We start from the raw sequence: 25670 nt of genomic DNA, 5'->3' as shown, positions 1-25670 counted from the left end.
GGCTTCTACTGAAACTCTTTGAAAGTCAGCTGATAAAGCTATTAAGCTGCTTTCTCTTCTGGTTCGCGCAGAACGTATCCGCGGCCCCATACTGTTTCGATGTAGTTTTTGCCAGCTGTTGCAGAAGCGAGCTTCTTGCGCAGCTTACAAATAAACACATCGATAATTTTGAGCTCTGGTTCGTCCATGCCACCGTAGAGGTGGTTGAGGAACATTTCCTTGGTGAGGGTTGTGCCCTTACGAAGGGAAAGAAGCTCTAGCATCTGATATTCTTTACCAGTCAGATGTACGCGCTGACCTGCAACTTCGACAGTTTTGGTGTCGAGGTTAACAGTGAGGTCGCCGGTAACAATAACAGACTGGGCATGACCTTTAGAACGACGCACAATTGCATGAATACGTGCAATCAGCTCGTCCTTGTGGAATGGCTTCGTCATATAATCGTCAGCGCCGAACCCAAGGCCACGGACCTTGTCTTCAATGCCAGCCAAACCGGACAGAATAAGAATAGGTGTCTTCACCTTGGATACTCGCAGTGTGCGCAGTACCTCATAACCGGACATGTCCGGCAGGTTCAGATCCAGCATGATAATATCATAATCATACAGTTTGCCGAGGTCGATGCCTTCTTCGCCGAGATCTGTCGTGTAGACATTAAAGTTCTCGGATTTGAGCATCAGTTCAATGCTTTGTGCAGTAGCACTATCGTCCTCGATCAACAATACACGCATGTTAATCCCCTCGTGTTGCCTTTCCTGGGCAGTCGCGCCGGCCCAAAAACACAAACCGTTGCGAAGGAATACTATAAACCCGACTCAATTGAATGAGTTTATGGTTAACAGAACTCGAATCGCTACCGCAAGCGTTTTACTCTCACGTAGAACAGTTCTCTGGGTACAACCTAGAATTCAAGGGTGTAACCTTTCCTGTTCATCAATTTGAGACCGGTTGGCTTTCAATCGAATCAAGTGCTACTGAAAGCCATGTTTAGACGCTTCGTTTCCTTGAAAGGGCTATACGCCATTCAAAGTCTCCCCAATAACATTAAGCAGAAGCGTAAACGATCGGTTACCAACGACGAAAATGATTAATAGGGAATCTGTTTTGGACTCGCTTTTTGCAGAAATCGAATCATGCCTCCCAACCGAAATTTACGGGAAAGTAGAAGCAGTTAAGGGACTTCTGATTGAAGTTGCAGGGCCTGTTTACGCCATGAGCGTCGGTGCGCGACTACTAATAGAAATAGGGGAGAACGCAGCGTCAATTCAAGCTGAAGTCGTCGGATTTCGAGACGGAAGAGCGCTTTGTATGCCATTTGGCGAGCTCGATGGTGTGCGTCATGGTAGCAAGGCGAAGCTGATTTCACGTGAGAGTATTGTTCATCCATCGAGTGCCTGGCTGGGGCGTGTTGTTAACGCTTTAGGCGAGCCGATTGATGGAAAAGGACCTCTTCCATTCGGTTCGATCCCGAGAAAATTGCGTGATTCACCACCTCCGGCTGCAGAACGAGCCCGTGTTGGGAGCCCGATCGACCTAGGTGTGAGATCCCTTAATAGTTTTGTAACGTGTTGTCAGGGGCAGCGCCTCGGTATTTTTGCCGGGTCTGGTGTGGGTAAATCAGTCCTTATGTCCATGCTGGCGCGGAATGCGGAAACAGAAGTGTCTGTCATCGGTCTTATTGGTGAACGTGGACGTGAGGTTCAGGAATTCATCGAGGATGATCTGGGCGAAGAGGGGCTGGCGAAGTCTGTTGTTGTTGTTGCGACCTCGGATGAAAGCGTTTTGATGCGCCGGGAAGCGGCTTATCTCACTCTTACTCTCTCTGAATATTTCCGTGATGAGGGTAGGAACGTTCTTTGTATGATGGACTCTGTTACGCGCTTTGCCATGGCTCAGCGTGAGATTGGTCTTTCTGTTGGTGAGCCTCCGACTTCTAAAGGGTATACGCCGACCGTCTTTACTGAACTGCCGAAATTGCTGGAGCGGGCCGGGCCGGGTGCTGTCGGCAAAGGCTCTGTGACAGCACTCTTTACCGTGCTGGTAGAGGGCGACAATCATAATGAGCCTGTGGCTGATGCTGTGCGCGGTATTTTGGATGGGCACATTGTTATGGAGCGTGGGATTGCAGAGCGTGGTCGCTACCCGGCTATTAACGTGCTAAAATCTGTCAGTCGAACCATGCCGCGTTGTGTGCCTGAAGAAGCCTTACCGATTCTTCGCCGTGCCAAGCAGCTGATGTCTGCTTATGCAGATATGGAAGAACTGATCCGTCTGGGTGCCTATAAAGAAGGTGCAGACCCCCTTGTTGATGAAGCAATTGCCAAAAATGACGCTCTAGAAGCGTATTTGGGGCAAATGAAGGGGGAAAAAACTACAATTGAAGAGGGATATTTCCAGCTTGCTCATCTTTTGGAAATGACTCAGGCGTAAGCTCACTCTCCGGTAAAGGGAGTATTGCGTATGAAGAATCGTGAAGGCCTTTTGAAGCTTAAGAAGTTCAATGTTGATGAGAAGCGCCGTCAGGTGACTCAGATTGAAACGATGTTGAGTGATTTTGATCGAATGGCTGAAGATCTGGAGAACCAGATTGTTCAGGAGCAAAAGCGTGTTGGTATTGATGATATCAGCCATTTTGCGTATCCGACTTTCGCTCGCGCGGCTGCACAGCGCCGAGATAACCTGAAGCACTCGACTGAGGAATTGAAGTCTCAGCTTGAGAAAGCGCAGGACGATCTGACTGACGCTGTTTCTGAGTTGAAAAAGATCGAGTTGATGGATGAACGTGACCAAATGCGTCAACGTGCTGCCATGGATGCGATTGAACAAGACGGAATGGACGATATTGCGGGGCGGATGGCGCGTCGCTAATTCTTCCCGAGGTTAGGAGTGTCTCTCGTTCTTAGACGGAATGACCCGATACTCTAACAACCCGAACTGGTCTTAACCTCTTCATAATCCTTTATTGATCGCACTGCGCCTGTTCGCGGTGCGATACCTCGTGGTTGCTTTCATTTCACCAATGTTTATTTATAGGCTGTCGCGTCAGGGTCTCGCGCTGGGATCAGAGCAGTGTCCAATTTTCGGAAAGACGCTTCAGGAGCCTTAATGCCTGTTTTACTTGGATTTTTAATCCCAATTGCCGCGTTTTCGTTCGGTTTAGGTCTGACATTGCCGTTGTTGAGTATGGAGCGCCTCTATTTTCTGGAGGATACGCCGAGCCTGTTGCAGGTGATTGGCGGGCTCTATGATGAAGGTGAGGTTTCAATTGCCGGGCTTGTATTTTTGTTTTCTGTCTTTCTACCTGCTTTGAAAATTCTCGTTCTTGGTATTTCCGCGTTGCATCGGTCAACCAGCAAGTGGCTGCGGGCGCTCAGCTATCTTGGGAAGTGGTCCATGATGGATGTGATGCTGGTGGCCCTGGTGATTTTTGCAGCCAAAACAAGCGGACTTGCCAGCGCTCAGGTTTTGCCGGGGCTGTGGTTTTATGCAGCCGCGACGCTTTCAACGGCAGTTGCTGCATTTATGGTTGGGCGGGTCGCTAGATAGCCTCTGCATGCTTTCATCTGTCAAAAACTCTGATTGCGCAGGGTTATTTTGTCGGTTTGTCTTCACTGGATCTTCTCGTTTATGGTGTAAAGCAGTAATGTTCGCTTGAATTTTGCTCGTTTTCATTCTGGGTGATCCATGTTTTTCCGGTTTCTTATTGCGGCATTCGCTGCGGTCTTTCTTAGTTTTGCCAGTACTGCGCAGGCTCAAACCCCCTCCACCGCTGCTGAGGGTGGGGCTGATGTGCAGCAGGCCAAGCAAGCCCTGATCAAGGTGCTTGAAGACCCGAAGGGGCGTGAGGCGCTTATTAAAATTCTGCAGGAGCAGGAGGCGGCTGGTTCTTCAGGGAGTAGCACCCCTGCTGCGACTGCTAGTCCAACGGCGAAGGCAACGATTGCAGCGCTGATCGGAACGTATGTGCAGGATGGTGTTTCGAGTTTTTATGACTTTGGTACGCTCATCATCACAGGGCTCTCCGGTTATGAGGACTTGCTGGATGGCCAGTCAAACGTGGATCATTCGCGGTTACTGGATGGCATTTTCAGCATCATCCGGGTGCTGTTGCCTGCGTATATCGTCCTGATTATTTTGCATAAGATATCAACCGCCTATATGCGGCGGTATGAGAAGAAAGTAGACCGGCACCCGCTGTTCTTCCGTGTTGGGCTGCTGGCGATTACCTCCGGTTTTGACGCCGTGTTTGTTGGGGTTGCGTCTGGCGTTGGCTATCTGTCGGCTTACATTTTTTCGACGGACCCAACGGTTCAGAGCGTCAACAATGTTGAGTTGTTTGCTATCAATGCCTTTTTCCTGATTGAGATGTCGCGGGTGGTGATCCGGTTTGTGTTTGCACCGCATCGATCAGCCTTCCGCCTGTTGCCATTCTCCGATCAGGAAGCCGTTTTTTGGTCGCGGCACCTTATTATGATTGTTGGCATCCTTGGCTTTGGTATTCGTTTGGCCGTGCCGATGGTTGGGGTGAATTTTTCTGCGCAGCTGGCGGGCAGTGTGCGGGTCACTGTTGTGCTGGTTTGCCTTGTTTATCTCGTGACGATTATTCTTCGATCACGGATGCGGGTCCGCCACGCTATTCGCGGATATGCCGAGAGTTTTCGAGGCTCCAATTTCTCAGTTCAGCTCTTTAAGGGGCTCGGCTTTGGCTGGCATTTGCTAGCGTTGCTTTATGTGTTTGCAATCATGGTTGCATGGCTGCGTACGCCGCTTGATGCCATCAATTATATTACCAGAACCAGCGCTATGTCCTTGCTTGTCATCTTCATCGGGCTGGGCATCATGATGTTGCTGACGAGGGTGATCCGTAAGGGGGTGAACCTTTATGATGCGCTGGATCATGTGCTGCCTACGTTTGAAAGCCGCCTGAACTCCTTCCTGCCGACTGTTTGCATGGTGCTGCGCGTTATTGTCGGTCTTTGTGTGATTGTTGGTGTTCTGGAAGTTTGGGGTGTTGGCAGCTTCTGGCAGTGGATCTGGTCGGGTGACGGTATTACCTTTGCGAACTCCATTATGTCTGCTGTCATTGTCATCCTTATTGGGTTTGCTCTTTGGTTGACGATTATGTCCTGGATTGACCTGCGCATTCTTGAGCGTGAAGGAAAAGTCGTTTCCGGCCGAACCAAGACGTTGTTCAAGCTGTTCAGCAATGCAATCTCCATTTTGATGATTGTGATGTTTACGCTTCTGGCGTTGTCTGAGCTTGGTATTCAGATTGCTCCGTTGATTGCTGGTGCTGGTGTTGTTGGTCTGGCGGTCTCGTTTGGGTCGCAAAAGCTGGTGCAGGATGTGATCACTGGTGCTTTTATTCAGCTTGAGAATGCGATGAACGAAGGAGACTTTGTTGAGGTTGGCGGTATTTCCGGAACCGTTGAGCGATTGAGCATTCGCAGCGTAAGTCTGCGTGATCTCAATGGTACATCGCACATCATTCCATTCTCTTCTGTGACAAGCGTTTCCAACTCCACTCGCGACTTCGCTTATGCGGTGTCGGTTATGGGTGTTGGGTATGGCACTGATATTGAAGTCGCCAAAGAAGCTATGCAGGAAGCCTTCCGCCGGTTGGAGGAAACGCCGCACAATGTTGCAATCCTTGGCGAGCTGGAAATGCATGGTGTGACTGCGTTTGGTGACTCTGCCATCAACATCCGGGCGCGTATTAAAACCTTGCCAGGAAGCCAGTGGGCAATCGGGCGGGCTTATAATGAGTGTCTGAAGGTTGTGTTTGATGAGCGCGGTATCGATATTCCATTCCCGCAAGTGACCTACCATGTGGCAGGGGACAGCAAGCCAGAGGATGTGCCTCAGGTTGAGCAGAAAGGTGCGCAGACAAAAGCACAGGGTGCCAAAAGGTCTGGTGGAGAGGGAGAGGACATTCCGCTGGACGATGGTCCCAATTGATGTGATCTGAGTTGAAACAGATACCGAAACAACGCAGTTTCGGTTTCATATGAAAAAGGCGCGTTCGTTTTGATTACGAATGCGTCTTTTTGTTGTTGCCCAGTGTTAAACAAATTGACGAGAGAAATAAGCCAAAAAGACGATTTTTTCGCTTGCTTATGGGAGTTTCGTTTTAATACATATATATGATAATAGGTTTCGTTGACTTTCGAAAATATTCGAATAGGTTCGGCGTAATGAATATGCGTGCTTTCACGGATTCACTGGCGAGAACCGTGACATTGAGGGGCCAGTCATGAGCAAGACCATGAGTAAGAGCTATGATCTATTTGTCATAGGGGGCGGGATCAACGGCTGCGGCATTGCTCGTGATGCTGCCGGACGAGGACTTTCAGTTTTTCTGGCGGAAAAGACTGATTTTGCAAGCGCGACCTCTTCGGCCTCTACCAAACTGATCCATGGCGGACTGCGGTATCTGGAATATTATGAGTTCCGTCTTGTTCGTGAAGCTTTGAAGGAACGCGAAGTTCTTTTGAACATGGCACCGCATATCATCTGGCCACTTCGTTTTATTCTGCCGCATCATAAAGGCTTGCGTCCGGCCTGGTTCTTACGCCTTGGCCTGTTCATGTATGACCATCTGGGTGGTCGTAAACTGTTGCCGGCAACGAAGACGGTGCCGCTGGACAGTGCTCCGTTCAATGATGGCTTGAAATCTCTTTTCACGCGCGGTTTTGAATATTCCGATTGCTGGGTGAATGATGCGCGTCTGGTTGTGCTGAATGCGCGTGATGCTGCTGCACGTGGTGCTGAAATTCGCCGTAACACTGAGGTTGTGCGTGCGTCCCGCAATGGAAGTGGTTGGGACGTTGAAATTCGCGATAATGAAAGCGGCAAGACTGAGCTGGTTCATGCGAAGGCACTGGTGAATGCGGCTGGCCCTTGGGTGTCTAACGTTTTGAAAGGCGCGATTGGGCTGAACAGTCAGGCGAATGTGCGTCTTGTGAAGGGCAGCCATATTATTGTGCCGAAGATGTTTGGCCATGATCGTAGCTTCATTTTCCAGAATGCGGATGGCCGTATTGTCTTTGCAATCCCTTATGAGGATGACTTCACGCTGATTGGGACCACTGATGTTGACTATCAGGGTGACCCGTCGGGTGTTGCGTGTTCTGATGATGAAGTTGCATATCTGTGCAGCGCGGTGAGCGAGTACTTCTCTAAAGAAGTGACCCCGGACATGGTTGTGCGAACCTATTCCGGTGTGCGTCCTCTTTATGATGATGGTGCGAGCGAAGCGCGTGCGGCGACGCGTGATTATGTTCTTGAGATGGATGAGGGTGAGAGCAAGGCTCCATTACTGAGCGTGTTTGGCGGCAAGATCACCACATATCGCCGTCTTGCTGAACATGCGTTGGAGAAGCTGGCGGATTATCTGCCGCAGGCTGCCAAGAAGAACAGCTGGACCAAGGACAGCGTTCTGCCGGGCGGTGACTTTGAGCCGAGTGACTTTGGCGCGAAGGTTGCTTCTTTGAAATCAGCTTATCCGTTCCTTGAGCATGATCATGCCTATCGTCTGGTGCGGTCCTATGGCTCTGATGCCATGAAGATCCTCGGATATGCGAAAACCACTGCTGAGATGGGCGCACATATTGGCGGCGATTTGTATGCCTGCGAGGTCAACTGGATGGTTGAGCAGGAATGGGCTGTGACTGCGGAAGACATTTTGTGGCGGCGTTCCAAGCTGGGATTGCATCTGCCGAAGGAAGCAGCAGGTGTGCTGGAGCATTACCTTGCCAGCTACTTTGAAGCGAGCCGCATGGCTGGTTAAGTTTCAGGCTCTGTTTTTCCTAGTGAAAGGCAGAGCCTGTTTTATGTCATGGCGCCTTGTATGGGATGGTATACACAAAGGTTGGTCGTTATCTTGGTGTTTTGACCCTTATATTTTGGTAAGTGACATTCTACGTTCATCATTAGAGCACATCACGTGCATTCTCATTTACGTGCCGTGCTCTAATTTGTTTGCTTAAGCGAATTCTTATCGCTTGATTGTGAGTAATCAAGCGGAACGCGCTGTAGATTGTTTCGGCGCCTTAGAAAAATAGCTGGTGCCAAATTGGATTTTCGAAGAGGGGAACCCTCTTCCGGGAGGAATAAATGACAGGGTGGGTGCTCTCCATTGATCAGGGGACGACGTCAACACGTGCGATCGTTTTCAATGACAGTTTTGAAAGTGTCGGTGTTGGGCAGCGCGAGTTTCCGCAGCATTTTCCGCATGAAGGCTGGGTAGAGCACGATCCTGAGGACCTCTGGACGACGACTGTTGAAACATGCCGTGAGGCTTTGTCCGGTGCTGACCTTGCTGCTGGTCAGATTATCGGCGTGGGCATTACCAACCAGCGTGAGACAACGCTGATCTGGGATCGCGTAACTGGTGAGCCGGTTTACAACGCGATTGTCTGGCAGGACCGGCGAACTTCTGCCTTCTGCAGCACGTTGAAAGCGGCGGGTCATGAAGAGCTGTTTACCAGCAAGACTGGTTTGCTGCTTGATCCTTATTTCTCCGGCACCAAGGTTGCTTGGATTCTGGACAATGTTGAGGGCGTGCGTGCGCGGGCAGAAGCTGGTGAACTGGCGTTTGGTACCGTTGATACCTGGCTGATCTGGCGTTTGACTGGCGGCAAGTCCCATGTGACTGATGCAACCAACGCTTCACGTACTCTTCTCTATAACATCGGCGAAAACCGTTGGGATGACGAGCTGCTGGCTCTGCTGAACATCCCGAAGAGCCTGCTGCCGGAAGTGAAAGACTGTGCGGATGACTTCGGCACAATCACAGCTGATCTGTTTGGTGCCGAGTTGCCGATTTATGGCGTGGCTGGCGACCAGCAAGCGGCAACGGTTGGGCAGGCATGCTTCAAGCAGGGCATGGTGAAGTCCACTTATGGCACTGGCTGTTTTGCATTGCTGAACACCGGTGAAGAGCTGGTTTATTCCAAGAACCGGTTGCTCTCTACCATTGCGTATCGCCTCAACGGCAAAACGACATATGCGCTGGAAGGTTCCATCTTTATTGCGGGTGCTGCTGTGCAGTGGCTGCGTGATGGGCTGAAGATCATCGAGACTGCTGCACAGACGCAGTTGATGGCTGAGAATGCTGATCCGGAAAGCCATGTCTATCTGGTTCCGGCGTTTGTTGGTCTGGGTGCGCCATACTGGGACCCTGAAGCACGTGCGGCGATTTTCGGTATGACCCGTTCTACCGGTCAGGATGAGATCGCACGGGCCGCACTGGAAAGTGTTGGCTACCAGACTGTTGATCTGATCAACTCCAAGTCTTCTGACATGGGCTCTCCACTCAACGGTGATACCGTGCTGCGCGTTGATGGTGGCATGGTTGCTTCTGACTGGACCATGCAGTTCCTTGCGGACATTCTTGGCCGTCCGGTGGATCGCCCGGTTGTGCAGGAAACCACCGCGCTTGGTGTTGCGTGGCTTGCTGGTATGAAGGCGGGTGTGTGGCCGAGCATGGAAGAATTCTCCAAACGTTGGCATCTGGACCGTCGTTTTGAGCCGAACATGGACGCAACCGAGCGCGAGAAGCGGCTCTCCGGTTGGCATGATGCTGTTTCCCGGACTCGTTCCCAGGCCTCCTGAACTACATAATATTAAGCTGCGGGAGGTGTCGGATTGCCGGTTACACACTTTCCGCAGCGTTATTAACTTGCTGAATTTATTGCTTTTCCACTGTGGTTCTGGATTTATTTGTTTTCAGATATATCACAGTATTGACCTTTGAGGGATTGAAGGCCATATTGCCTGTAATATATCACAGGTGAGGATAATCAAAATGTGGACTGGTGTTTACCCGGCTGTCACAACAAAGTTTACAGAGAACGATGAGCTTGATTTTGTAGAGATGGAGCGTTGCTTCCAGCTGCAGGTGGACGCTGGCTGCGATGGCATCATTGTTTGCGGTTCTCTTGGTGAAGCGATGGCGCTGGAGCCAGAAGAGAAAATCGAAATTCTCAAGCTCGCCAAAAAGGTTTGTGGGTCCAAACACGTCATCATGACTGTGTGTGAAAGCTCCACACGCCGCGCCATGAAAGCAGCGGCAGATGCAGCGGCAGCTGGTGCAAATGGTCTGATGGTTCTGCCGGGCGTGCCCTACCGCTCTGCACCGCATGAGACTGTGGCTCACATCAAAGCAGTTACGAAAGCTGGCGGCGTTCCGGTGATGGTTTACAACAACCCGGTTGCTTACGGTGTTGATGTGACGTTGGACATGTTCGCTGAGCTGGCAGACGAGCCGCTTATTGTTGCGATGAAAGAATCCACCGATGACATTCGCCGTGCAACAGAAGTGATCAACCGCTTTGGCGATCGTTTCAAGGTGCTGACCGGTGTTGATAACCTTGCGCTTGAGAGCCTGATGATGGGCGTTGATGGCTGGGTTGCTGGTCTTGTTGTGGCTTTCCCACGCGAAACTGTCGCGATCTACAAGCTGGCAAAAGCTGGGCGTTATCAGGAAGCGCTTGAGATTTACCGCTGGTTCCGTCCGCTGCTGGACTTGGATGTCTCCACCAATCTAGTCCAAAATATCAAGTTGGCAGAGATGGTTGCTATCGGCTCTAATGACCGTGTTCGTGCGCCACGTCTGGCTTTGTCCGGTGCGGAGCGTGCGCGTGTCATCAAGGTGGTGGAAGATGCAGTTGCATGCCGCCCGGAACTGCCGGAGCTTAAAGAGCTATGCGACACATCCATGTAATCGGAGCCGGGGTTGTTGGATTGGCAACAGCCCTGCGCCTTCAGCAAGAAGGCCACAAGGTTGCTCTGATTGACCGCAATGGTCCGGGTGAAATGGCCAGCCGTGGGAACGCGGCTGGCATTGCATGGACCGATGTTGCGCCTTTGGCATCCAAGGGCATTTGGCGGAAAATACCCGGCTGGCTGCTAGACCCACTGGGGCCACTTTCTGTGCGCCCTGCTTATGCACTCAAGATCTTGCCATGGATGCTGCGGTTCTCGCGGGCATCGCTTCCTGACAAGCTGAAAAACAGTGTTCTCGGCAAAGCTGCGATCAACAAGGCTTCGCTGCCTGCGTGGGAGCGGCTTTGGCAATCCTCAGGCACGCGGCATCATGTATTCATGAAGGGCTGCCTTGATGTTTATACCGAGTACAGCCACCTGGCAGGGGCGCGCAATGATTGGGTAGAGCAACGTGAGCATGGTATTGAGGTTCAGGAACTCAATGGCGACCAGATCCGTGAGTTAGAACCTGATTTTTCTGAGCATGTTGTTGGGGGGGCGCTTGTTCCAGGGTGGATGACGGTGGATGACCCGCATGCCTTGTGCCTGAGCCTTGCGCAAGAGTTTGAGCGCAATGGAGGTAAGATCCTCAAATCTTCGGTTTCCCATGTTCAGCCGCAGGGCGATCACATTGTTCTGCATGTGGAAGGTGAGGAGCAAATCCTGAGTGATCATGTGGTGATTGCCTGTGGCGCATGGTCCAAGACGTTGGCAGCTCAGTTGGGAGACAAGGTGCCGCTGGAGACGGAGCGTGGATACAACACTACGTTTTCCGAGCCGAATGTTGCTTTGAAGCACGCTGTTATGGTGCCAGGACTTGGCTTTGCGGTGACGCAGCTTTCTCACGGATTGCGGATTGGCGGTGCGGTTGAGTTTGGCGGCCTGGAGATGGAAGCCAACTGGAAGCGTGCTGATGCGATGGCAGAGAAGGCATCTCGTTTGTTACCCGGCCTGAACCGTGAAAATGGCATTCGCTGGATGGGGCATCGGCCTTCTATGCCGGACACGCTGCCAGTGATCGGGCATTCGAAACAAAGCGACCGCGTGACTTATGCGTTTGGGCATGGTCATCATGGGCTCACACAAGCGGCCATTACGGCTGAGCTGGTCAGTGACCTGATTTGCGGTGAGACACCAAAAATAGATTGCACACTTTACAGTGCTCAACGATTTTAAGCGCGGTGCTGCTGGGGGAGAGAGAGGGCTCCATCGGTTGACCGTTGGCATCTTGTATTGATGCCATGGAATAAGGGGAGGGGAGCTTGGTCTCCAAGAGTTTTTTCTGTGTTGACGGGCATACCTGCGGTAACCCCGTGCGACTGGTTGCGGGCGGCACGCCAGCTTTGCGCGGCAATGATATGCTGGAGCGGCGGGCGGATTTTCTCAAGCGCTATGACTGGATCAGAACCGGATTGATGTTTGAGCCGCGTGGGCACGACATGATGTCCGGCTCCATGCTGTTTCCTCCAACACGGCCTGACTGCGATGTGGCGGTATTGTTTATCGAGACATCTGGTTGCCTACCCATGTGTGGCCACGGCACCATAGGCACCATAACCATGGCGTTGGAGGAAGGACTTATTGAACCTCGCGAGCCGGGCAAGGTGTATCTGGATACGCCTGCTGGTTTGGTGGTGGCTGAGTATTTTGAAAAAGATGGATATGTTGAGAGTGTTCGCCTGACCAACGTGCCAAGTTATTTGGCGGAGACTGGCTTGAGTGTTGATTTGCCGGGAGTGGGGGAGATCAGCGTTGACGTGGCGTATGGCGGCAACTTCTACGCCATTGTTGAGGAACAGGAGAACTTCCCGGGCCTTGAAAATGTGGGTGTCTCACAGTTGCTCGACTGGAGTCCGCGGTTGCGAGCTGCTTTGAATGAGAAGTACTCTGTGACCCATGCCGAAGATGAACGGATCCACGGTATCAGTCACATTCAATGGACTGGCAAACCGACCTCGGATGCTGCTGATCGGCGCAATGCGGTGTTTTATGGTGATAAGGCACTGGACCGCAGCCCATGTGGCACCGGCACCTCCGCCCGGCTAGCACACCTTTACGCCAAAGGCGAGTTGAAGGTGGGCGACACCATGCGCCATGAGTCCATCATCGGCTCTGTGTTTGTTGGCGGTGTGAAGGAAGCAGCGAAAGTGGGCGGGCATGACGGCATCATCCCAACCATCGAAGGCTGGGCCCGCAAGACGGGTTACAACACTCTCTTCCTTGATGATCGTGACCCCTACATGACCGGCTTCCAACTGGCTGCCGACGGTGTGAAGCATTTTCCGGAGAAGGGGACATACTGAGAGTGATTGCGGCTGAAGGGTAAGAGTGAGTTTCTTGTTTTGGCGAACCACTCCTACCTTTCCGGATACTAAGCGTCAGATTTCGTCCCAGCGACCCAGAACTCGTTGCGGCGGGCGGTGATGCGGTGGGCTATGAAGTCGACGAAGAGGCGGACGCGGGCGGTGTTGCGGAGGTCGCGGTGGAGGAGGAGCCAGATGCTGCGGTATGGCATGGGCTTTTGGAAGGGTGCACGCATGAGCAAGGGATGCCTGTCGCCCAAATTGCAGGCAATATAGGCCATGCCCAAACCTGCGGCGGCCAGAGAAATAAGCGGCACCAGTTCTGAAACCCTGTGTTTCAGGAGCGCTTTTGGGTAGCAGCCACTTTCAATCCACGGAGCGGTTGTTTCGCCTTCCGCCTCGTGCCAGCCGATGAAGCTCAGGCCTTCGCCCCTGTTATCTTTGATCTTTTCAGCGTATTCCCGCGTGCAATAAGCTGCTTGTGACATCTGCACGAGCTTTCGGCCCACAACGTCTTGTGTCACTTCATCGGCGATGCGAAAGCCAACGTCTGCTTCTCGTCTGGTCAGATCTGCGACATTGTTTGTGAAGTTCAGGTTCAGTTCGATTTCCGGATACTTATCAGCAAACAAGACCAGATCATCCATGATTGATGTCATGGCCAGACCGTGGGGCATGGTTACGTATATGGTGCCTTGCGGCTCTGCATCTCGTCCAACAATGATGCGCGAGGCTGCTGTCATCTCGTCTTCCACTCGCTCTGCGTAGGGAAGGAGCGCTTCGCCCAGTTCTGTCAAAACAAGTCCCGCCTTGGAGCGGTCAAACAGACGGCTGCCGACCCGTTCTTCCAAAACTTCCAGTCTTCGGGCAAGGGTCGTGTGGTTGACGCGGATCAGGTTTGCACCGCCTCTCAGTGTTCCGCTGCGAGCCACTGCCAGAAAGTACTTCAGGTCATCCCAATTTAAAGCGTAGTTTTCTTGCATGGTCAGGCCTATATCCGACGGTTCAAATTTGGAACATAGCGTCCATTTTTACCCGTCTACACTTCAAAATTCAACCAGCGTACGTTTCCTACATCGAACATACTTCAACAGGAAACGCAGCAATGTCTCCGATCAGATCTGTTTTAATTACTGGTGCTAATACAGGGCTAGGCCGTGAGGCGGCACGTCAACTTGCAAAGACCAGCAGTATTGAGAAAATCTATCTCGCTTGTCGCAATGTGGCCAAAGCTCGAGCAGCAAAAGCTGCTCTTGAAGCTGAAGCCAAGCGCGATATTTTTGAAATTATCCTGATGGACGTGATGGACCCTGATTCCGTTCGTCAGGCCATCAGTCAGATGACTGCGCCGGTGGATGCTCTCATACTCAATGCAGGCGGTGTGGGCGGCCGGTCGCCCAATGGCATGACTGCACATGGTGTCACCAACATTTATGCCGTGAACCTGTTGGGTCATGTGGTGTTGGTGGATGAGATGCTGGAGCGTCAGCTGATCACCTCCACCGTGCTTTATGCGGGCTCGGAAGCTGCGCGCGGCATACCCAAGATGGGCGTTGCCCGCCCGGTGCTGAAAGAAGCGTCCGTAGATGAGTTTCGAGCCATAGCGGATGGGCGCACATTTACCGAAAAGAGTGATCCAATGGATGCCTATGCGAGCGTGAAGCTTATTGGCGCTCTCTGGATGTCCTCTATGGCTCGTCAGCACCCGCACATTCGTTTTGTAACCATGAGCCCGGGCGGCACCACTGGCACTAACGGGTTTGATGATATGCCTTTCCTTAAGAGGATCTTCTTCAAGCATGTGGGCGGCGTTTTGATGCCTCTGCTGGGCATGATGCATGGCGTTGAAGATGGTGCGAAGCGTTATGTGGACTGCATTTTAGACCCGAAGTTCAAGAGTGGTGTTTTCTACGCCAGTGCTGGTGAAGGTGCTGTCGGTAAGCTGACTGATCAGGCCACTCTTTATTCTGCTTTCAGCAATCACAGTTTTCAGGACAACGCCAATCAGGCCGTCCACCAACTTGTCTAAATCCCAACTCGTTTAATCTGGAGAGAACCAATGGAACTTATCTATCAAATTATGGTTGGCGCCCCTACCCTTATGCTTCTTGGTCTGGGCACTGTTTCAATGTTTGCCCCGTCTCGTATGACGAAGAACTTTGCGCTTGAACCCGTTGGCGTTGCGGGCCTGAGCACCATTCGCTCTGTGATTGGTGGACTGTTTTTATCAAGTGTTGCGCTTTTGATTATTGGGTTTGTAACGGTGCAGCCTCAAGCTTATGTGGCCGTTGCCATTTTGCTGGGTGTTGTTGCGCTGGGCCGTGTGGTTGGCTTGCTGGCAGATGGGTTTGTCAAAGACGTTATCCCTCCGCTTGTTGTTGAGCTTGTTCTTATCGCAGCCTTGCTTGGTGCTTTCTTCCGGCCTTTCTGAGAAAGTTACAGCCTCTTTTGAAATTGAGATTTTATGCGGTGGGGAGCCTGAGTTCTCCGCCGCTTTGTTGTTTAAGTCTATAGGGATGCTAGTATGAATTGACCTTCAACCAGCGAAAGGCACGGTCAAGGTAGGCGGCGCCGTTGGCGGTTACTGGGTCACCGTGAGCGACCACGACGGCTTTTGTCGGCCATCCGAGAATTCTTTTGAGTGCTTTTCGGGCAGTTGTTTTATCGCGGAAGGCGACGCGGAACTTGCGAGGCACACTTGGTGTTGGTTCTGTCATCAAATCGAGCCGTGCAATGAGGGCCCGCCATCCTCTGAACCATCCTTTGGGAAACTGCTGCAACAGGTCTGTGAACAGCGTGGTTCTGCTGGCTTTGTGAAAGAACACAACCTCTGTTGTGATGGAGTTGCCGCCCACGACAGACTGGCAAACCTCATATTGCCACTCTGCCGGGGCTTTGTTGCTTAAGGTTGAGGTGAAAGACAGATCAGGCCTCTTTTCGGCCAGACCGGGCGCTGCATGGAGTTGGGCCTCAGGATAAGCCGTGGCCCAGTCCGTGAGGAAGCTGTCGTGCAGATGATTTGGTGCGATGATGTGGCGAACGGGGCCGAGAATATCTAGTTGGTCTTTCAGTTCTTCTGACAAGGCTATGGGGGACCAGATAAAGAGCCCGCCATCTTGCAGGCGGATGACTGCCATACGGGTCGAATAATGAAAGCCGAGGGCGGCGGTGATGACTGGTCCATCCACCAGCCAGAACTCCGGAGCGAATGATTGCAGCATGAAGATGACATCCCCAATTGTGGAAGTCAGGCGTGAGGTGCAATGCGCCGTATTGCTATAACACTAAGGCATCCTGTAGCACTGTGAAACCATGTATTCTGCCAAAATGGAAAGGGAAATTGGGAAAAGTTAACAGCACCTGAGGGCTGGATTCTGCCTTAAAGGCCTCTTTCGTAAAATTGAATAAAGTATAGGTGTAATGCCCTATAATATATCCACAGTCACAAATACGCTGTTTGGCAGCAAAACGTTTACTTATATCTCACGATAAACTAAGCGAAGATTTGTAAGGCTTCCTGTCTTATTAGGATTTGTCGCGTATGCCTCGTATACATCGCACGATCACCGACACCAAACTATACTGATCTACTTTGCGAAGGACGCTAAGACGATGTCTTGGGAAATGCTCTTCACCTTCTTCGTTTTGCTTGCAGCTGTCATCCTGTTTGTCTCTGACAAGCTGAGGTTGGACCTTGTTGCGATCATGGTGATGTTGGCGCTTGGCCTGTCTGGTATTCTGACGCCCACGGAAATGCTTTCGGGGTTTGGGTCCACGGTTGTTATTTTGATTGCCGGGCTGTTCATCGTTGGTGAGGCACTGGCTCAGACCGGAATTTCTTACGCGGTCGGGGACAAGATCGTTCAGATTGCGGGGGATCAGGAGTGGAAGCTGATCGTGCTGTTGATGCTGACGGTCGCGGCGCTGGCGTCTGTCATGAGCGTCACGGGGGCAGGGGCGATCTTTATTCCCGTTGCCATTCGTCTTGCGAGCCGATCCAACCTTTCTCCATCCCGCTTGCTTATGCCACTTGCTTATGGCGCGCTGATTGGCGGGATGCTGACCCTGATCGGGACGCCGCCTAACCTGATTGCCAATGCGCAGTTGCAAAATGCAGGGATGGAGCCGTTCAACTTTTTCATCTTTACGCCGATTGGTCTGGTTATTCTCGTTGTCGCAGTGATTTACATGCTGGTGTATGGGCGCCTGTTTTTGCGCGGTCATCAGCGGCCTCAAGGCGCGACGGAGCAAGGGCGCCGTACGCTGCAGGGGTTTTTGGAAACCTACGATATTGAGGACAAGATTGTTCGTCTGCGGGTGAGTGAAGATTCCGAGTTGGTTGGGCAGACGGTTGTGAGTGCGAAGCTGCGGCGGCGGATTGGGCTTACGCTGTTTGGGCTGGAGTATACCTCTACCACGACCAAACGGCTGAAGGTGACGTCGACCCAGACAAACCGTGCCTTCAAGGCTGGTGATATTGTGTTTGGGGTGATGCAGGAGCCCATCAGCGAGGATGTGTTTGCGTGCATCGGTCTGGAGCATTTGCCGATGGGCGAGGAGGGGCATCACCTTTCTGCCCGTGAGCTTGGCATGGCGGATTTGATTGTGGCGCCGGATTCCAAGCTGATTGGCAGAAAGATCAGCGGGGCCGGGTTTCGGACCAACCACAGCCTGAGCGTTGTTGGCCTTATTCGTAAAGGCGAGGCGCTGCATGGCAACTTTGGGAACATTGAGCTGAAGTTTGGCGACCAGTTGCTTGTGGTGGGCGATTGGGAAAATATCAGCAAGCTACAAGCCGCGCGGGAGAGTTTTCTGCTGCTGGCGTTTCCGGAAGAGATCAAGAACTATCTGCCCCGGCGCAAACTGGCGCCAGTCGCGCTTGGTATTTTAGCGGTTATGCTGGCGCTCATCATCTTCCGCGTGGTGCCCAGTGTGACGGCGGTTGTTTTGGCGGCGACGGCTATGGTGTGCGTGGGGTGTGTCTCGGTCAATCGGGCTTACACCTCCATCAACTGGCCCAGTTTGATCTTGATTGCGGGGATGATCCCCATGGCGACTGCTCTTGAGAAGACGGGTGGGCTGCTGCTGATTGTGGACCAGATTGTTGCGCTTTATGGCAATAGCTCCCCTTATGTGATGCTGATGTCGCTGTTTTTGCTCACCTCAGTTTTCAGCCAGTTTACGTCGAACACGGCAACTGCGGTGCTTATTGCACCTGTTGCGTTTGAGGTGGCTGCTATTATGGGTGTGCGGCCTGAGCCGTTTTTGATGAGCGTTGCGATTGCGGCTTCGACGGCGTTTTGTACGCCTGTGGCCTCACCCATCAATACGCTGGTGATGGGGCCGGGGAACTACCGGTTCAAGGATTACGTGGTGATTGGCGTGCCGCTGCAGATCATGGCGCTGGCGATTGCTACGCTGCTCATTCCGGTGTTTCTGCCGTTCTAGCTGAGGTTCAGGATCCAGTCTTCGTATTTTCGGCCTCGTTGGAGATCTCCCTGAACAGCAGCGGTGACTTCAAAGGATTTCGTGCGCACTTCGCGAGGCGAGTAGCCGAAGTGTTGTTTGAACATGCGGCTGAAGCTGCTTTCATTCAGGAAGCCGAAATCCAGCGCCACCTGATAGGTCGCCCGGTAAGCGTTGCGTGGGTCGAGCAGTGCGCGCAAGACGGCTTTCATGCGTCTGTCGCGGATGTATTTGCTGACGCCGCCGAAGGCCAGGAACAACTCGTAGAGTTTGCTGCGCGATACATTGATGGCGCCGCCCAGATAGTTGGGCGATAGGTTTGGGTTGGTCAGGTTTGCCTCAACAATGCGCCGGGCGCGGGTCATCAAGGCCAGATTGACGCCTTCCTGCCCTGCCTCGCTTTCATGAGGCATTCCATTCAGGCACGCTGCGATCAATCCCATGGTGGCGGGCACGAGTTGCTGGGCCTGCTGCATGGTGAGTTTGCTGGTTTGCGCACTGATTGACGAGAGATGCTCGCGCAAAATCACATTGAGTGGATGGGCCGCCGGGAGGGTTTTCAGGTTGCTGTCGTCCGGGCCTTGCAACAGAGGGGCAAGTTGCTCGCGGGCAATCAGAATGGAGCGATTGCTGTAACTGCCGGAGAATGAGCCACCTTCCTGCGAGAAATCCAGAAAAATGCAGTCGCCCTTGTTGAGGCTGACGCTTTTATGCCCTGCATAGAATTCGGCGTCCCCCTCATCATGAACCATCAGCAAATAATGATCGACGCCATCTCGTGCCATCGCCGCATTGGTGCGGTTGGCGATATGGGCCTGCGCTGTCACCTGAGAGAGCATGAGGGAATCGAACAGCACAGATTTGATCTCGCCGAAGAAATCGAGCTGGTCCTCACCACGATGTATTTCAGCTTCACAAAGACAGGCTAAACTCTCTCGCCAGAACGCAAATCTGTCTTTTCGCCGAATGGAATCCAGTGAAAATGAGTTTCTTGGAAGACCGGCGATGGGTGCCGCCTGAATTGCCTCACTCAACGCGCCATCTCCTGCTGCATGAATGCTTTAGACATACATACTATGTGATGTATTTGACAGTCACACAACTGCAGACAGCTAAATAAATTAGTAGATGCTTATGGTATTCAGGAGATCAATGAGATCTTGCCTGTCACGAGCAAACAAGAGTTCCTCAGCGCGGGCCTTCCTGACAGTTGCGAAGGGTCACCTCTTGCCACTTGCAATCGGTGTTGCACCCAAAACAGGTTTGCTATCTGCACCCTCAATAATTTGGGAATACTGCGGTGAGTTGGGGAGCTTTAAAGTTGCGAGACCGACTTCAGCGCACATGAGCAATATGGTGGTGGGATGTTTTATCTTGGGTTTAAAGGCAGGCTGGGCAGAGCGAAGTTTTGGTTACTGAGTTTGTCATGGACTGGTTTGCTTTTTTCTACTCTTTTGTATGTGGTCCATCCGCTCGAAGTTGGTTCTGACACTGTTAAGTTTTCACTCGTGGTTCTTTTGTTTGCAGCCTTCTACTATATCCAGCTCTCATTGTTGGTCAGGCGCTTGCACGATATTGGCAAGTCTGGCTGGTGGTATGTTCCATACTTCTTCATTCCTACAACCTACCTCCGCTTTTTCAATCAAAACCCAGAATATGAAGCCCCACTTATTGTCAGTATTCTGATTGTTTTATTGGCTATCTTTGGCATGCTGAACGCCGGTTTTGCTGCGGGGACCAAGGGGCCGAACAAGTATGATGTTGAGCCGGCTCCGGTCGCTGTGTGAGCTGTGGTGTTTTTATCAGAATGTGGAGCTGATGTTGGAAACGTTTGATCCTTGGATGAAGTAACTCGGATTGAGGCAGATGCAGTTACTGCATGGAACATTCGTAGTGTGTAACGACGTCTGCAGTGCTGCAGTTAAGAAAATCAGCGCTATCCAATGAATATTTAGTAGTAATATTGGATCCTAGTGCATGTAATTGTAATTCGATTTTATTTATTGAATAGATATGTAATTAATTTCAGGCTCAAGGGTATATTTTAATTTCTACATCATGTTCAAAGTAATTTTATGGATACTTACTATCTTATATATTGGGATGCATCATCTCGCAGATTGACATGTCTGCTGTAAGAGAAAGTGAGCCTCTTGGTATGACGGAGAAGAAGAATAAGATCCAGGAAACTGAGCGACCAGGAGGCGGTTGGGGTGCTGCTAAGGCCACGCTTAAGGTATTAATGGAGCAAAGTGGTCTCAGCAAAGGTTCGAAAGCACTCCTTTCAATGAACCAGCCTGGAGGCTTTAAGTGCCCTAGTTGCGCCTTTCCTGACCCGGTGTGTCGAAGTAAATTTGAGTTTTGTGAGAATGGTGCAAAGGCACTCGCCTTCGAAGCAACGAAAAAGAGAGTAACACGCGAGTTCTTTGCCGCGAATACTGTATCTAGTTTGATGGAAGAATCCGATCACTGGTTGGAAATGCAAGGTCGGCTAACCGAACCCATGCGTTATAGTGAGGAACTAGATAAATATGTGCCTTGTGACTGGGATGAAGCCTTTGATCTGATTGGAGGACATCTGCAAGCTCTAGGCAATCCAAATCAAGTGGAATTTTATACGTCAGGACGCACCTCTAACGAGGCTGCATTCCTCTATTCTATTTTTGCACGTGAGTTTGGTACTAATAATTTTCCAGATTGCTCAAACATGTGCCATGAACCAACAAGCCGAGGCCTCCCGCCATCAATTGGTGTAGGTAAGGGCACCGTGGTGATGGAAGATTTTGACAGTACTCAGGCAATCTTCGTTATAGGTCAAAATACCGGTACAAATTCACCCCGCATGATGACCAATCTTATCCGAGCGCGAAAACGGGGTGTACCTATTATCGTGGTCAATCCAATGCCTGAACGTGCATTGATCCGTTTTACTAATCCTCAAGATATTGTGCAAATGGCGACATTGGGCTCTACTGAAATCGCGAGCAACTTTGTTCAAGTCCGCATTGGTGGGGACCTTGCATTGTTCAAAGGCATGATGAAGGTCATTTTTGAACGTGATGCTAATGGTGAGCAAATAATAGACTGGGCGTTCGTAGAGCGTCACACAGCGGGCATCGCTGCATTACAAGAAGATGTTTTGAGCCAGAACTGGGATGAAATTGTCGAGACTTCAGGTATCTCTGAAGAGCAAATCAGACGTGTATCAGAAGTTTATATCCGGTCTAAAGCAACGATGATTTGTTATGGAATGGGCCTTACTCAGCATCAGAAAGGATCACACCTTCTACAACAGGTGGCAAACTTACTGTTGTTATTGGGGAACTTTGGCAAGCCAGGAGCAGGCATTGCACCGATCCGCGGTCATTCAAATGTTCAAGGAGACCGGACAGTTGGTATCGATGAACAGCCTTCGCAGGCTTATCTCGAACAGCTAAAGAAAGTATTCCATTTTGAGCCGCCTCGTGAACATGGGCACCATACAATTAAAGCCGTAGAAGCGATGGAGAGAGGGATCGCTAAGGTCTTCATCGGGATGGGCGGCAATTTTGTTCGTGCCATTCCAGATACTCAACGCTCCTATGACGCCATGCGTAAGCTTTCTCTCACTGTTGGTATTGCAACCAAACTCAACCGTGGTCACCTCGTCCACGGCAAAGATGCCCTGATCCTTCCCGTAATCGCACGCTCCGAAAAGATCGGTACTTCCGCCGGTGAACAGTTTTTGACAACCGAAGATTCAATGTCAAAGGTTTCTGCGTCTAGAGGAGTTTTAGAGCCAGCAAGTCAATACTTGAAGTCAGAAGTCGAAATTGTGTGCAGAATGGCTATGGCAACTCTTCCAAATAGCGTGGTGAACTGGGGAAGTTTCATCACGAATTACAATTTGATCCGAGAAAAAATCTCAGAAGTTTATCCGGAGATTTACAGCGACTTTCTGGTGAAGATTCGCATTCCTGAGGGCTTTTATCTGGATGTCCCGGCGAGACGACTTGTTTGGAACACTCCAAACGGGAAAGCAAATTTCCTCACTTTTCCTGGATTAAATTCAGATGATCCAGTTCATGACCCAGATATGTTGCGGTTGGCGACCGTCCGTTCCAATGATCAGTTCAACACGACAATTTATAGTAACAGTGACCGTTATCGCGGGGTCTACAACACGCGAATGGTGTTGTTTATGAATGCTGAGGATCGTGCTGAGCGAGAGCTGGAAAATGGTTCCTGTGTTGCCGTCGAAACAATCTTTAATGACGGCATGCACAGGCGGGTCAACGGATTGACGGTGGTGGATTATTCCCTACCCCGAGGGGCTGTGGCGGGCTATTACCCGGAACTCAACCCGCTTTTGCCGCTTGGGTATTACGACAAAACCAGTGGTACGCCAGCAGCTAAATCGATCCCTGTAAGAGTTTTGATAGATCAGGAAACTAAGAAGTCTTAGCGTCACATAACACTGCTGTTCGAGCAGAGGCATAAAGGGCCAGCAGCATTCGCAGCGGGGTAAATTTGCTTGGGGTCAGCTTTAGACATTCGCATTAAGTCAGCAACACTCTTCTTTTCGCATACAATACTAAAACGATTGTTCTCGCCGCGATCACTTCCCATCCCCCCGCCTTTTAATGGTCTGTCTCACTCTCATGTAATGTCTTCCTGTTAGACGTGGGCGCGATTGCGTTTGTTGTTGTCTAAAAGGAACCCCTGCTGATGATCGATATGATTATCGTGGCTGGCTATTTGGTTGGCATACTTGTGGTGGGGCTTTGGGGTGGCCGGATACAGCGGGGGCTGAAGGATTATGCGACGGCGGGGCGTGAGTTTGGGTCTCTTGTTATCTTCGCCACCATGTCTGCCTCTTTTATTGGCGGGGGCTTTTCTACCGGCAATGCGGAGAAGGTGTTTTTATATGGCGTTGCCAATATTGTGGCGTTGTGGGGCTTTAGCTGTAAAGAGATCGCGGTTGCCACGCTGATTGCGCCCAAGATGAAGGCGTTTCCCGATGCGGTTTCTGTTGGTGATGTTATGGGCAAGGCCTATGGCAAGCTGGCCAGAATAACCACGGGCGTCTGCGGTTTGTTGTTGTGTTGCGGCATTGTTGGTGCGCAGGTTGGTGCGATTGGCGTCATCTTCAATGTGTTTTTTGGACTGGACCGGTTCTGGGGCATCGGGATCGGCTGCGGTATTGTTATTCTTTATACGACGCTGGGCGGTATGCGGGCGGTGGTTTACACCGATGTGGTGCAGTTCGTTATTCTGGCGATTGGGATGCCGCTGGTTTTGGGCTTTGGCGTTTATCAGATTGGCGGCATTGATGCTTTGTTTGCGGCAGTGCCGCCGGATCATCTGAGCCTGCCCGGACCGGACTTTGGCTGGATGGGGCTGATTGGGCTTATTCTTGTTTTCATGTTTGGCGAGACGCTTGTGCCTCCTTATATGCAGCGGTTGCTGGCGGGGAAAACGGCGAGCGCTGCGGCGCGGGGTACGCTCTATTCCGGTTTGTTCTCTTTTCTCTTCTTTGCAATCACCGGGGCCATTGGTTTGGTGGCCTTTGCGCTGGACCCGGACCTGAACCCTAATAATGCCATGGCCTTTGTGATTGTGAGCGTTATGCCGCCAGTGCTGAAGGGCCTGGTGTTTTCCGGTGTGATTGCGATTGTGATGTCCTCGGCGGATTCCTATCTCAACTCCGCCAGTATTGCGTTTGTGAATGATGTGTTGCGGCCTTTGCGGCGCAAAGAGATGCGGGAAGAGGACTTGCTGTTCATCGCCAAGCTGGTGACGCTGGTTGTGGGGCTGCTTTCTATTGTGTTTGCCGTCTCTATAGAGAGCATTCTGGATATTCTGATTTACGCCTACAATTATTGGGCGCCGATTGTGCTGGTGCCGCTGGTTGCGGCGATCTATGGCGCTCGTCGTGGAACCCCTGCGTTTTTGGCCGGGGCGGTGACGGGTGTTGTTGCGACGGTGTTGTGGCAAAGCGGGCTCGACTCGCCTTTTGATCTGCCGGGGCTGGTGATTGGTGTGCTTGCCAATCTGGTTGTGTTCCTCTCCATGCCGAAATCTTCCATCTATATGCATGAGTGAGTGAGAGCGGCTGGTTTGCTCAAGACATTTTGATGTTTTGTGGGTTGCGGGGTGAGGTTGGTGCATTAGCCTCGCTGCAAACTTGGAGTTTGATGCGTGCCTTTATAGTCGCGCGTTTTGCATTGATTTATTTGGTGGAGCGAGTTCATCGGGTTTGATGGAAGCAAATCAACCGGAATGCGCTCTAAAGGAGGCTTTTATGCGTGCTGTTCTTTCTGGACTAGTCCTCAGTTTGCTGGCGACACAGGTTTTGGCGGGTGAAGCCGATGTGGTGAAAGCGGATGTGACCCCGCAAGCGGATGGGTCCTATCGGTTTGATGTGAACGTGCGCCATGGTGATGAAGGATGGGACCACTATGCCGATGCATGGGAGGTGCTTTCGGAAGACGGTAAAGTGCTGGCCGTGCGGGTGCTGGCGCATCCGCATGTGAATGAGCAGCCGTTTACGCGCTCGTTGAGTGGTGTTGAGATTCCGGCAGGGATGTCGCGGGTGGTGGTTCGGGCCAAGGACAGCGTTCATGGCTATGGCGGTGAAACGGTGACGGTGGAGGTGCCGGGGCGCTGAGGCTGGTCTCATTGGACCGGGCTGTGAGGGTTTGCGACAGATCTTGATGAGGCGGGCATAAGTCGGGTTTTAGCTGTCTGCCTCGGGCCTGGTGGTGAGGGGGATAAGCCGGACTGTGCGGGAGTTGTGGGTTCGGGCGGCTGGATCGGGCTTTTGCTCGGTTTGCCGACATAGGAACGCACAATCGCGCAGCTGACACCTAAACAACGCAGAATAACGCAAAAGAACGCAAACCCGTTGAGGGCGGTTTCGGGCGGCTGAGCGACTCGTTGAAGTATCAGAGGGACGTTTGTGGTGGTTTGGGGCTGAATGAGGCCGTAGAGGGTGTGCATTCTGTTTGATAGAGTTGGATATCCCCGTCTGTGCAAATTTTGGATTTGTTAAGTTTTGGTGTTTTGGCTGGTTGTTATTGGCTTGTTTCTGGGGTTTTTGGGTGGGTGTTTGTAGTGTTTGGGTTGATATATGAAGTTGTTGAATTGTTTGAA

Annotated in this window: 20 protein-coding genes; 16 read left to right on the top strand and 4 right to left on the bottom strand. The window is 51.6% G+C overall.

The features are described from left to right. Nucleotides 1-41: 41 nt before the first annotated feature. Nucleotides 42-731 carry a response regulator transcription factor gene (locus PsAD26_RS26010; RefSeq protein WP_008551652.1) on the bottom strand — a complete coding sequence of 230 codons (690 nt, stop codon included), beginning with the start codon at nt 729-731 and terminating at the stop codon, nt 42-44. Between the two features lie 373 nt (nt 732-1104). On the opposite strand from PsAD26_RS26010, the gene fliI reads away from it, so the two are divergent. From fliI to PsAD26_RS25965, 9 genes are all read left to right on the top strand, one after another. Further along, nucleotides 1105-2430, top strand: a complete 1326-nt coding sequence (fliI, locus tag PsAD26_RS26005) for a flagellar protein export ATPase FliI (RefSeq protein WP_063312783.1) — start codon at nt 1105-1107, stop codon at nt 2428-2430. A 30-nt stretch (nt 2431-2460) separates the two neighbouring features. Then, nucleotides 2461-2868, top strand: coding sequence for a flagellar export protein FliJ (gene fliJ, locus PsAD26_RS26000; RefSeq protein WP_063298438.1), 408 nt, complete (start codon nt 2461-2463; stop codon nt 2866-2868). Between the two features lie 237 nt (nt 2869-3105). Continuing rightward, a complete protein-coding gene (locus PsAD26_RS25995) occupies nt 3106-3546 on the top strand; it encodes a paraquat-inducible protein A (RefSeq protein ID WP_063312733.1) in 441 nt (146 codons plus the stop codon). A 138-nt stretch (nt 3547-3684) separates the two neighbouring features. Next, nucleotides 3685-5958: a mechanosensitive ion channel domain-containing protein gene (locus PsAD26_RS25990; RefSeq protein ID WP_063312732.1), complete on the top strand. Its 2274-nt coding sequence runs from the start codon at nt 3685-3687 to the stop codon at nt 5956-5958. 307 nt (nt 5959-6265) lie between these two features. After that, nucleotides 6266-7789: a glycerol-3-phosphate dehydrogenase gene (gene glpD, locus PsAD26_RS25985; protein WP_063312782.1), complete on the top strand. Its 1524-nt coding sequence runs from the start codon at nt 6266-6268 to the stop codon at nt 7787-7789. Between the two features lie 326 nt (nt 7790-8115). Then, on the top strand, nt 8116-9615 hold the full coding sequence (gene glpK, locus PsAD26_RS25980) for a glycerol kinase GlpK (RefSeq protein WP_063312731.1): 1500 nt from the start codon (nt 8116-8118) through the stop codon (nt 9613-9615). Between the two features lie 193 nt (nt 9616-9808). After that, on the top strand, nt 9809-10726 hold the full coding sequence (locus tag PsAD26_RS25975; protein ID WP_063312730.1) for a dihydrodipicolinate synthase family protein: 918 nt from the start codon (nt 9809-9811) through the stop codon (nt 10724-10726). After that, nucleotides 10708-11943 carry an FAD-dependent oxidoreductase gene (locus PsAD26_RS25970; protein ID WP_063312729.1) on the top strand — a complete coding sequence of 412 codons (1236 nt, stop codon included), beginning with the start codon at nt 10708-10710 and terminating at the stop codon, nt 11941-11943. Before PsAD26_RS25975 ends, PsAD26_RS25970 begins: the two co-directional genes overlap by 19 nt. A gap of 86 nt (nt 11944-12029) precedes the next feature. Further along, nucleotides 12030-13070: a 4-hydroxyproline epimerase gene (locus PsAD26_RS25965; RefSeq protein WP_063312728.1), complete on the top strand. Its 1041-nt coding sequence runs from the start codon at nt 12030-12032 to the stop codon at nt 13068-13070. 68 nt (nt 13071-13138) lie between these two features. On the opposite strand, the gene PsAD26_RS25960 is transcribed toward PsAD26_RS25965, so the two are convergent. Next, a complete protein-coding gene (locus tag PsAD26_RS25960; RefSeq protein ID WP_063312727.1) occupies nt 13139-14053 on the bottom strand; it encodes a LysR family transcriptional regulator in 915 nt (304 codons plus the stop codon). A 122-nt stretch (nt 14054-14175) separates the two neighbouring features. Here PsAD26_RS25960 and PsAD26_RS25955 point away from each other — a divergent pair, with 122 nt between their 5' ends. Continuing rightward, nucleotides 14176-15099 carry an SDR family NAD(P)-dependent oxidoreductase gene (locus PsAD26_RS25955; RefSeq protein WP_063312726.1) on the top strand — a complete coding sequence of 308 codons (924 nt, stop codon included), beginning with the start codon at nt 14176-14178 and terminating at the stop codon, nt 15097-15099. A gap of 30 nt (nt 15100-15129) precedes the next feature. Further along, nucleotides 15130-15501, top strand: coding sequence for a DUF4345 family protein (locus tag PsAD26_RS25950; RefSeq protein ID WP_063312725.1), 372 nt, complete (start codon nt 15130-15132; stop codon nt 15499-15501). A gap of 88 nt (nt 15502-15589) precedes the next feature. Here the strand turns inward: PsAD26_RS25950 and PsAD26_RS25945 are convergent, their stop codons facing one another. Further along, entirely contained in the window at nt 15590-16291 is a 702-nt protein-coding gene (locus tag PsAD26_RS25945; RefSeq protein WP_063312724.1) for a DUF4336 domain-containing protein, read from the bottom strand. Nucleotides 16292-16682: 391 nt separating this feature from the next. Here PsAD26_RS25945 and PsAD26_RS25940 point away from each other — a divergent pair, with 391 nt between their 5' ends. Further along, entirely contained in the window at nt 16683-18518 is a 1836-nt protein-coding gene (locus PsAD26_RS25940; RefSeq protein WP_063312723.1) for an SLC13 family permease, read from the top strand. On the opposite strand, the gene PsAD26_RS25935 is transcribed toward PsAD26_RS25940, so the two are convergent. Continuing rightward, entirely contained in the window at nt 18515-19570 is a 1056-nt protein-coding gene (locus PsAD26_RS25935; RefSeq protein ID WP_063312722.1) for a helix-turn-helix domain-containing protein, read from the bottom strand. The genes PsAD26_RS25940 and PsAD26_RS25935 overlap by 4 nt on opposite strands. A gap of 330 nt (nt 19571-19900) precedes the next feature. On the opposite strand from PsAD26_RS25935, the gene PsAD26_RS25930 reads away from it, so the two are divergent. The 4 genes from PsAD26_RS25930 to PsAD26_RS25915 all read left to right on the top strand — a co-directional run bounded on the left by PsAD26_RS25930 (nt 19901) and on the right by PsAD26_RS25915 (nt 25185). Beyond that, nucleotides 19901-20323 (top strand): DUF805 domain-containing protein, encoded by a 423-nt coding sequence (locus tag PsAD26_RS25930; protein WP_063312721.1) that lies wholly within the window; start codon nt 19901-19903, stop codon nt 20321-20323. Between the two features lie 338 nt (nt 20324-20661). Continuing rightward, on the top strand, nt 20662-22980 hold the full coding sequence (locus PsAD26_RS25925) for an FdhF/YdeP family oxidoreductase (RefSeq protein ID WP_343229014.1): 2319 nt from the start codon (nt 20662-20664) through the stop codon (nt 22978-22980). 263 nt (nt 22981-23243) lie between these two features. Then, entirely contained in the window at nt 23244-24620 is a 1377-nt protein-coding gene (locus tag PsAD26_RS25920; RefSeq protein WP_063312720.1) for a sodium:solute symporter family protein, read from the top strand. Between the two features lie 199 nt (nt 24621-24819). After that, complete coding sequence (locus PsAD26_RS25915; protein ID WP_063312719.1) at nt 24820-25185, top strand: hypothetical protein; 366 nt, start codon at nt 24820-24822, stop codon at nt 25183-25185. The last annotated feature ends 485 nt before the right edge of the window (nt 25186-25670 follow it).

Source organism: Pseudovibrio sp. Ad26, assembly GCF_001623285.1.
Lineage (GTDB): Bacteria > Pseudomonadota > Alphaproteobacteria > Rhizobiales > Stappiaceae > Pseudovibrio > Pseudovibrio ascidiaceicola.
The sequence above is the reverse complement of the archived record's forward strand: the minus strand, read 5'-3'. Positions and strand labels throughout refer to the sequence as shown.

Bases quoted from the DNA above. Each gene is read 5' to 3' on its own strand.
- PsAD26_RS26010 (WP_008551652.1), bottom strand. From the start codon at position 731: ATGCGTGTATTGTTGATCGAGGACGATAGTGCTACTGCACAAAGCATT.
- fliJ (WP_063298438.1), top strand. From the start codon at position 2,461: ATGAAGAATCGTGAAGGCCTTTTGAAGCTTAAGAAGTTCAATGTTGAT.
- PsAD26_RS25995 (WP_063312733.1), top strand. From the start codon at position 3,106: ATGCCTGTTTTACTTGGATTTTTAATCCCAATTGCCGCGTTTTCGTTC.
- PsAD26_RS25990 (WP_063312732.1), top strand. From the start codon at position 3,685: ATGTTTTTCCGGTTTCTTATTGCGGCATTCGCTGCGGTCTTTCTTAGT.
- glpD (WP_063312782.1), top strand. From the start codon at position 6,266: ATGAGTAAGAGCTATGATCTATTTGTCATAGGGGGCGGGATCAACGGC.
- glpK (WP_063312731.1), top strand. From the start codon at position 8,116: ATGACAGGGTGGGTGCTCTCCATTGATCAGGGGACGACGTCAACACGT.
- PsAD26_RS25975 (WP_063312730.1), top strand. From the start codon at position 9,809: ATGTGGACTGGTGTTTACCCGGCTGTCACAACAAAGTTTACAGAGAAC.
- PsAD26_RS25970 (WP_063312729.1), top strand. From the start codon at position 10,708: ATGCGACACATCCATGTAATCGGAGCCGGGGTTGTTGGATTGGCAACA.
- PsAD26_RS25960 (WP_063312727.1), bottom strand. From the start codon at position 14,053: ATGCAAGAAAACTACGCTTTAAATTGGGATGACCTGAAGTACTTTCTG.
- PsAD26_RS25955 (WP_063312726.1), top strand. From the start codon at position 14,176: ATGTCTCCGATCAGATCTGTTTTAATTACTGGTGCTAATACAGGGCTA.
- PsAD26_RS25950 (WP_063312725.1), top strand. From the start codon at position 15,130: ATGGAACTTATCTATCAAATTATGGTTGGCGCCCCTACCCTTATGCTT.
- PsAD26_RS25945 (WP_063312724.1), bottom strand. From the start codon at position 16,291: ATGCTGCAATCATTCGCTCCGGAGTTCTGGCTGGTGGATGGACCAGTC.
- PsAD26_RS25940 (WP_063312723.1), top strand. From the start codon at position 16,683: ATGTCTTGGGAAATGCTCTTCACCTTCTTCGTTTTGCTTGCAGCTGTC.
- PsAD26_RS25930 (WP_063312721.1), top strand. From the start codon at position 19,901: ATGTTTTATCTTGGGTTTAAAGGCAGGCTGGGCAGAGCGAAGTTTTGG.
- PsAD26_RS25925 (WP_343229014.1), top strand. From the start codon at position 20,662: ATGTCTGCTGTAAGAGAAAGTGAGCCTCTTGGTATGACGGAGAAGAAG.
- PsAD26_RS25920 (WP_063312720.1), top strand. From the start codon at position 23,244: ATGATCGATATGATTATCGTGGCTGGCTATTTGGTTGGCATACTTGTG.
- PsAD26_RS25915 (WP_063312719.1), top strand. From the start codon at position 24,820: ATGCGTGCTGTTCTTTCTGGACTAGTCCTCAGTTTGCTGGCGACACAG.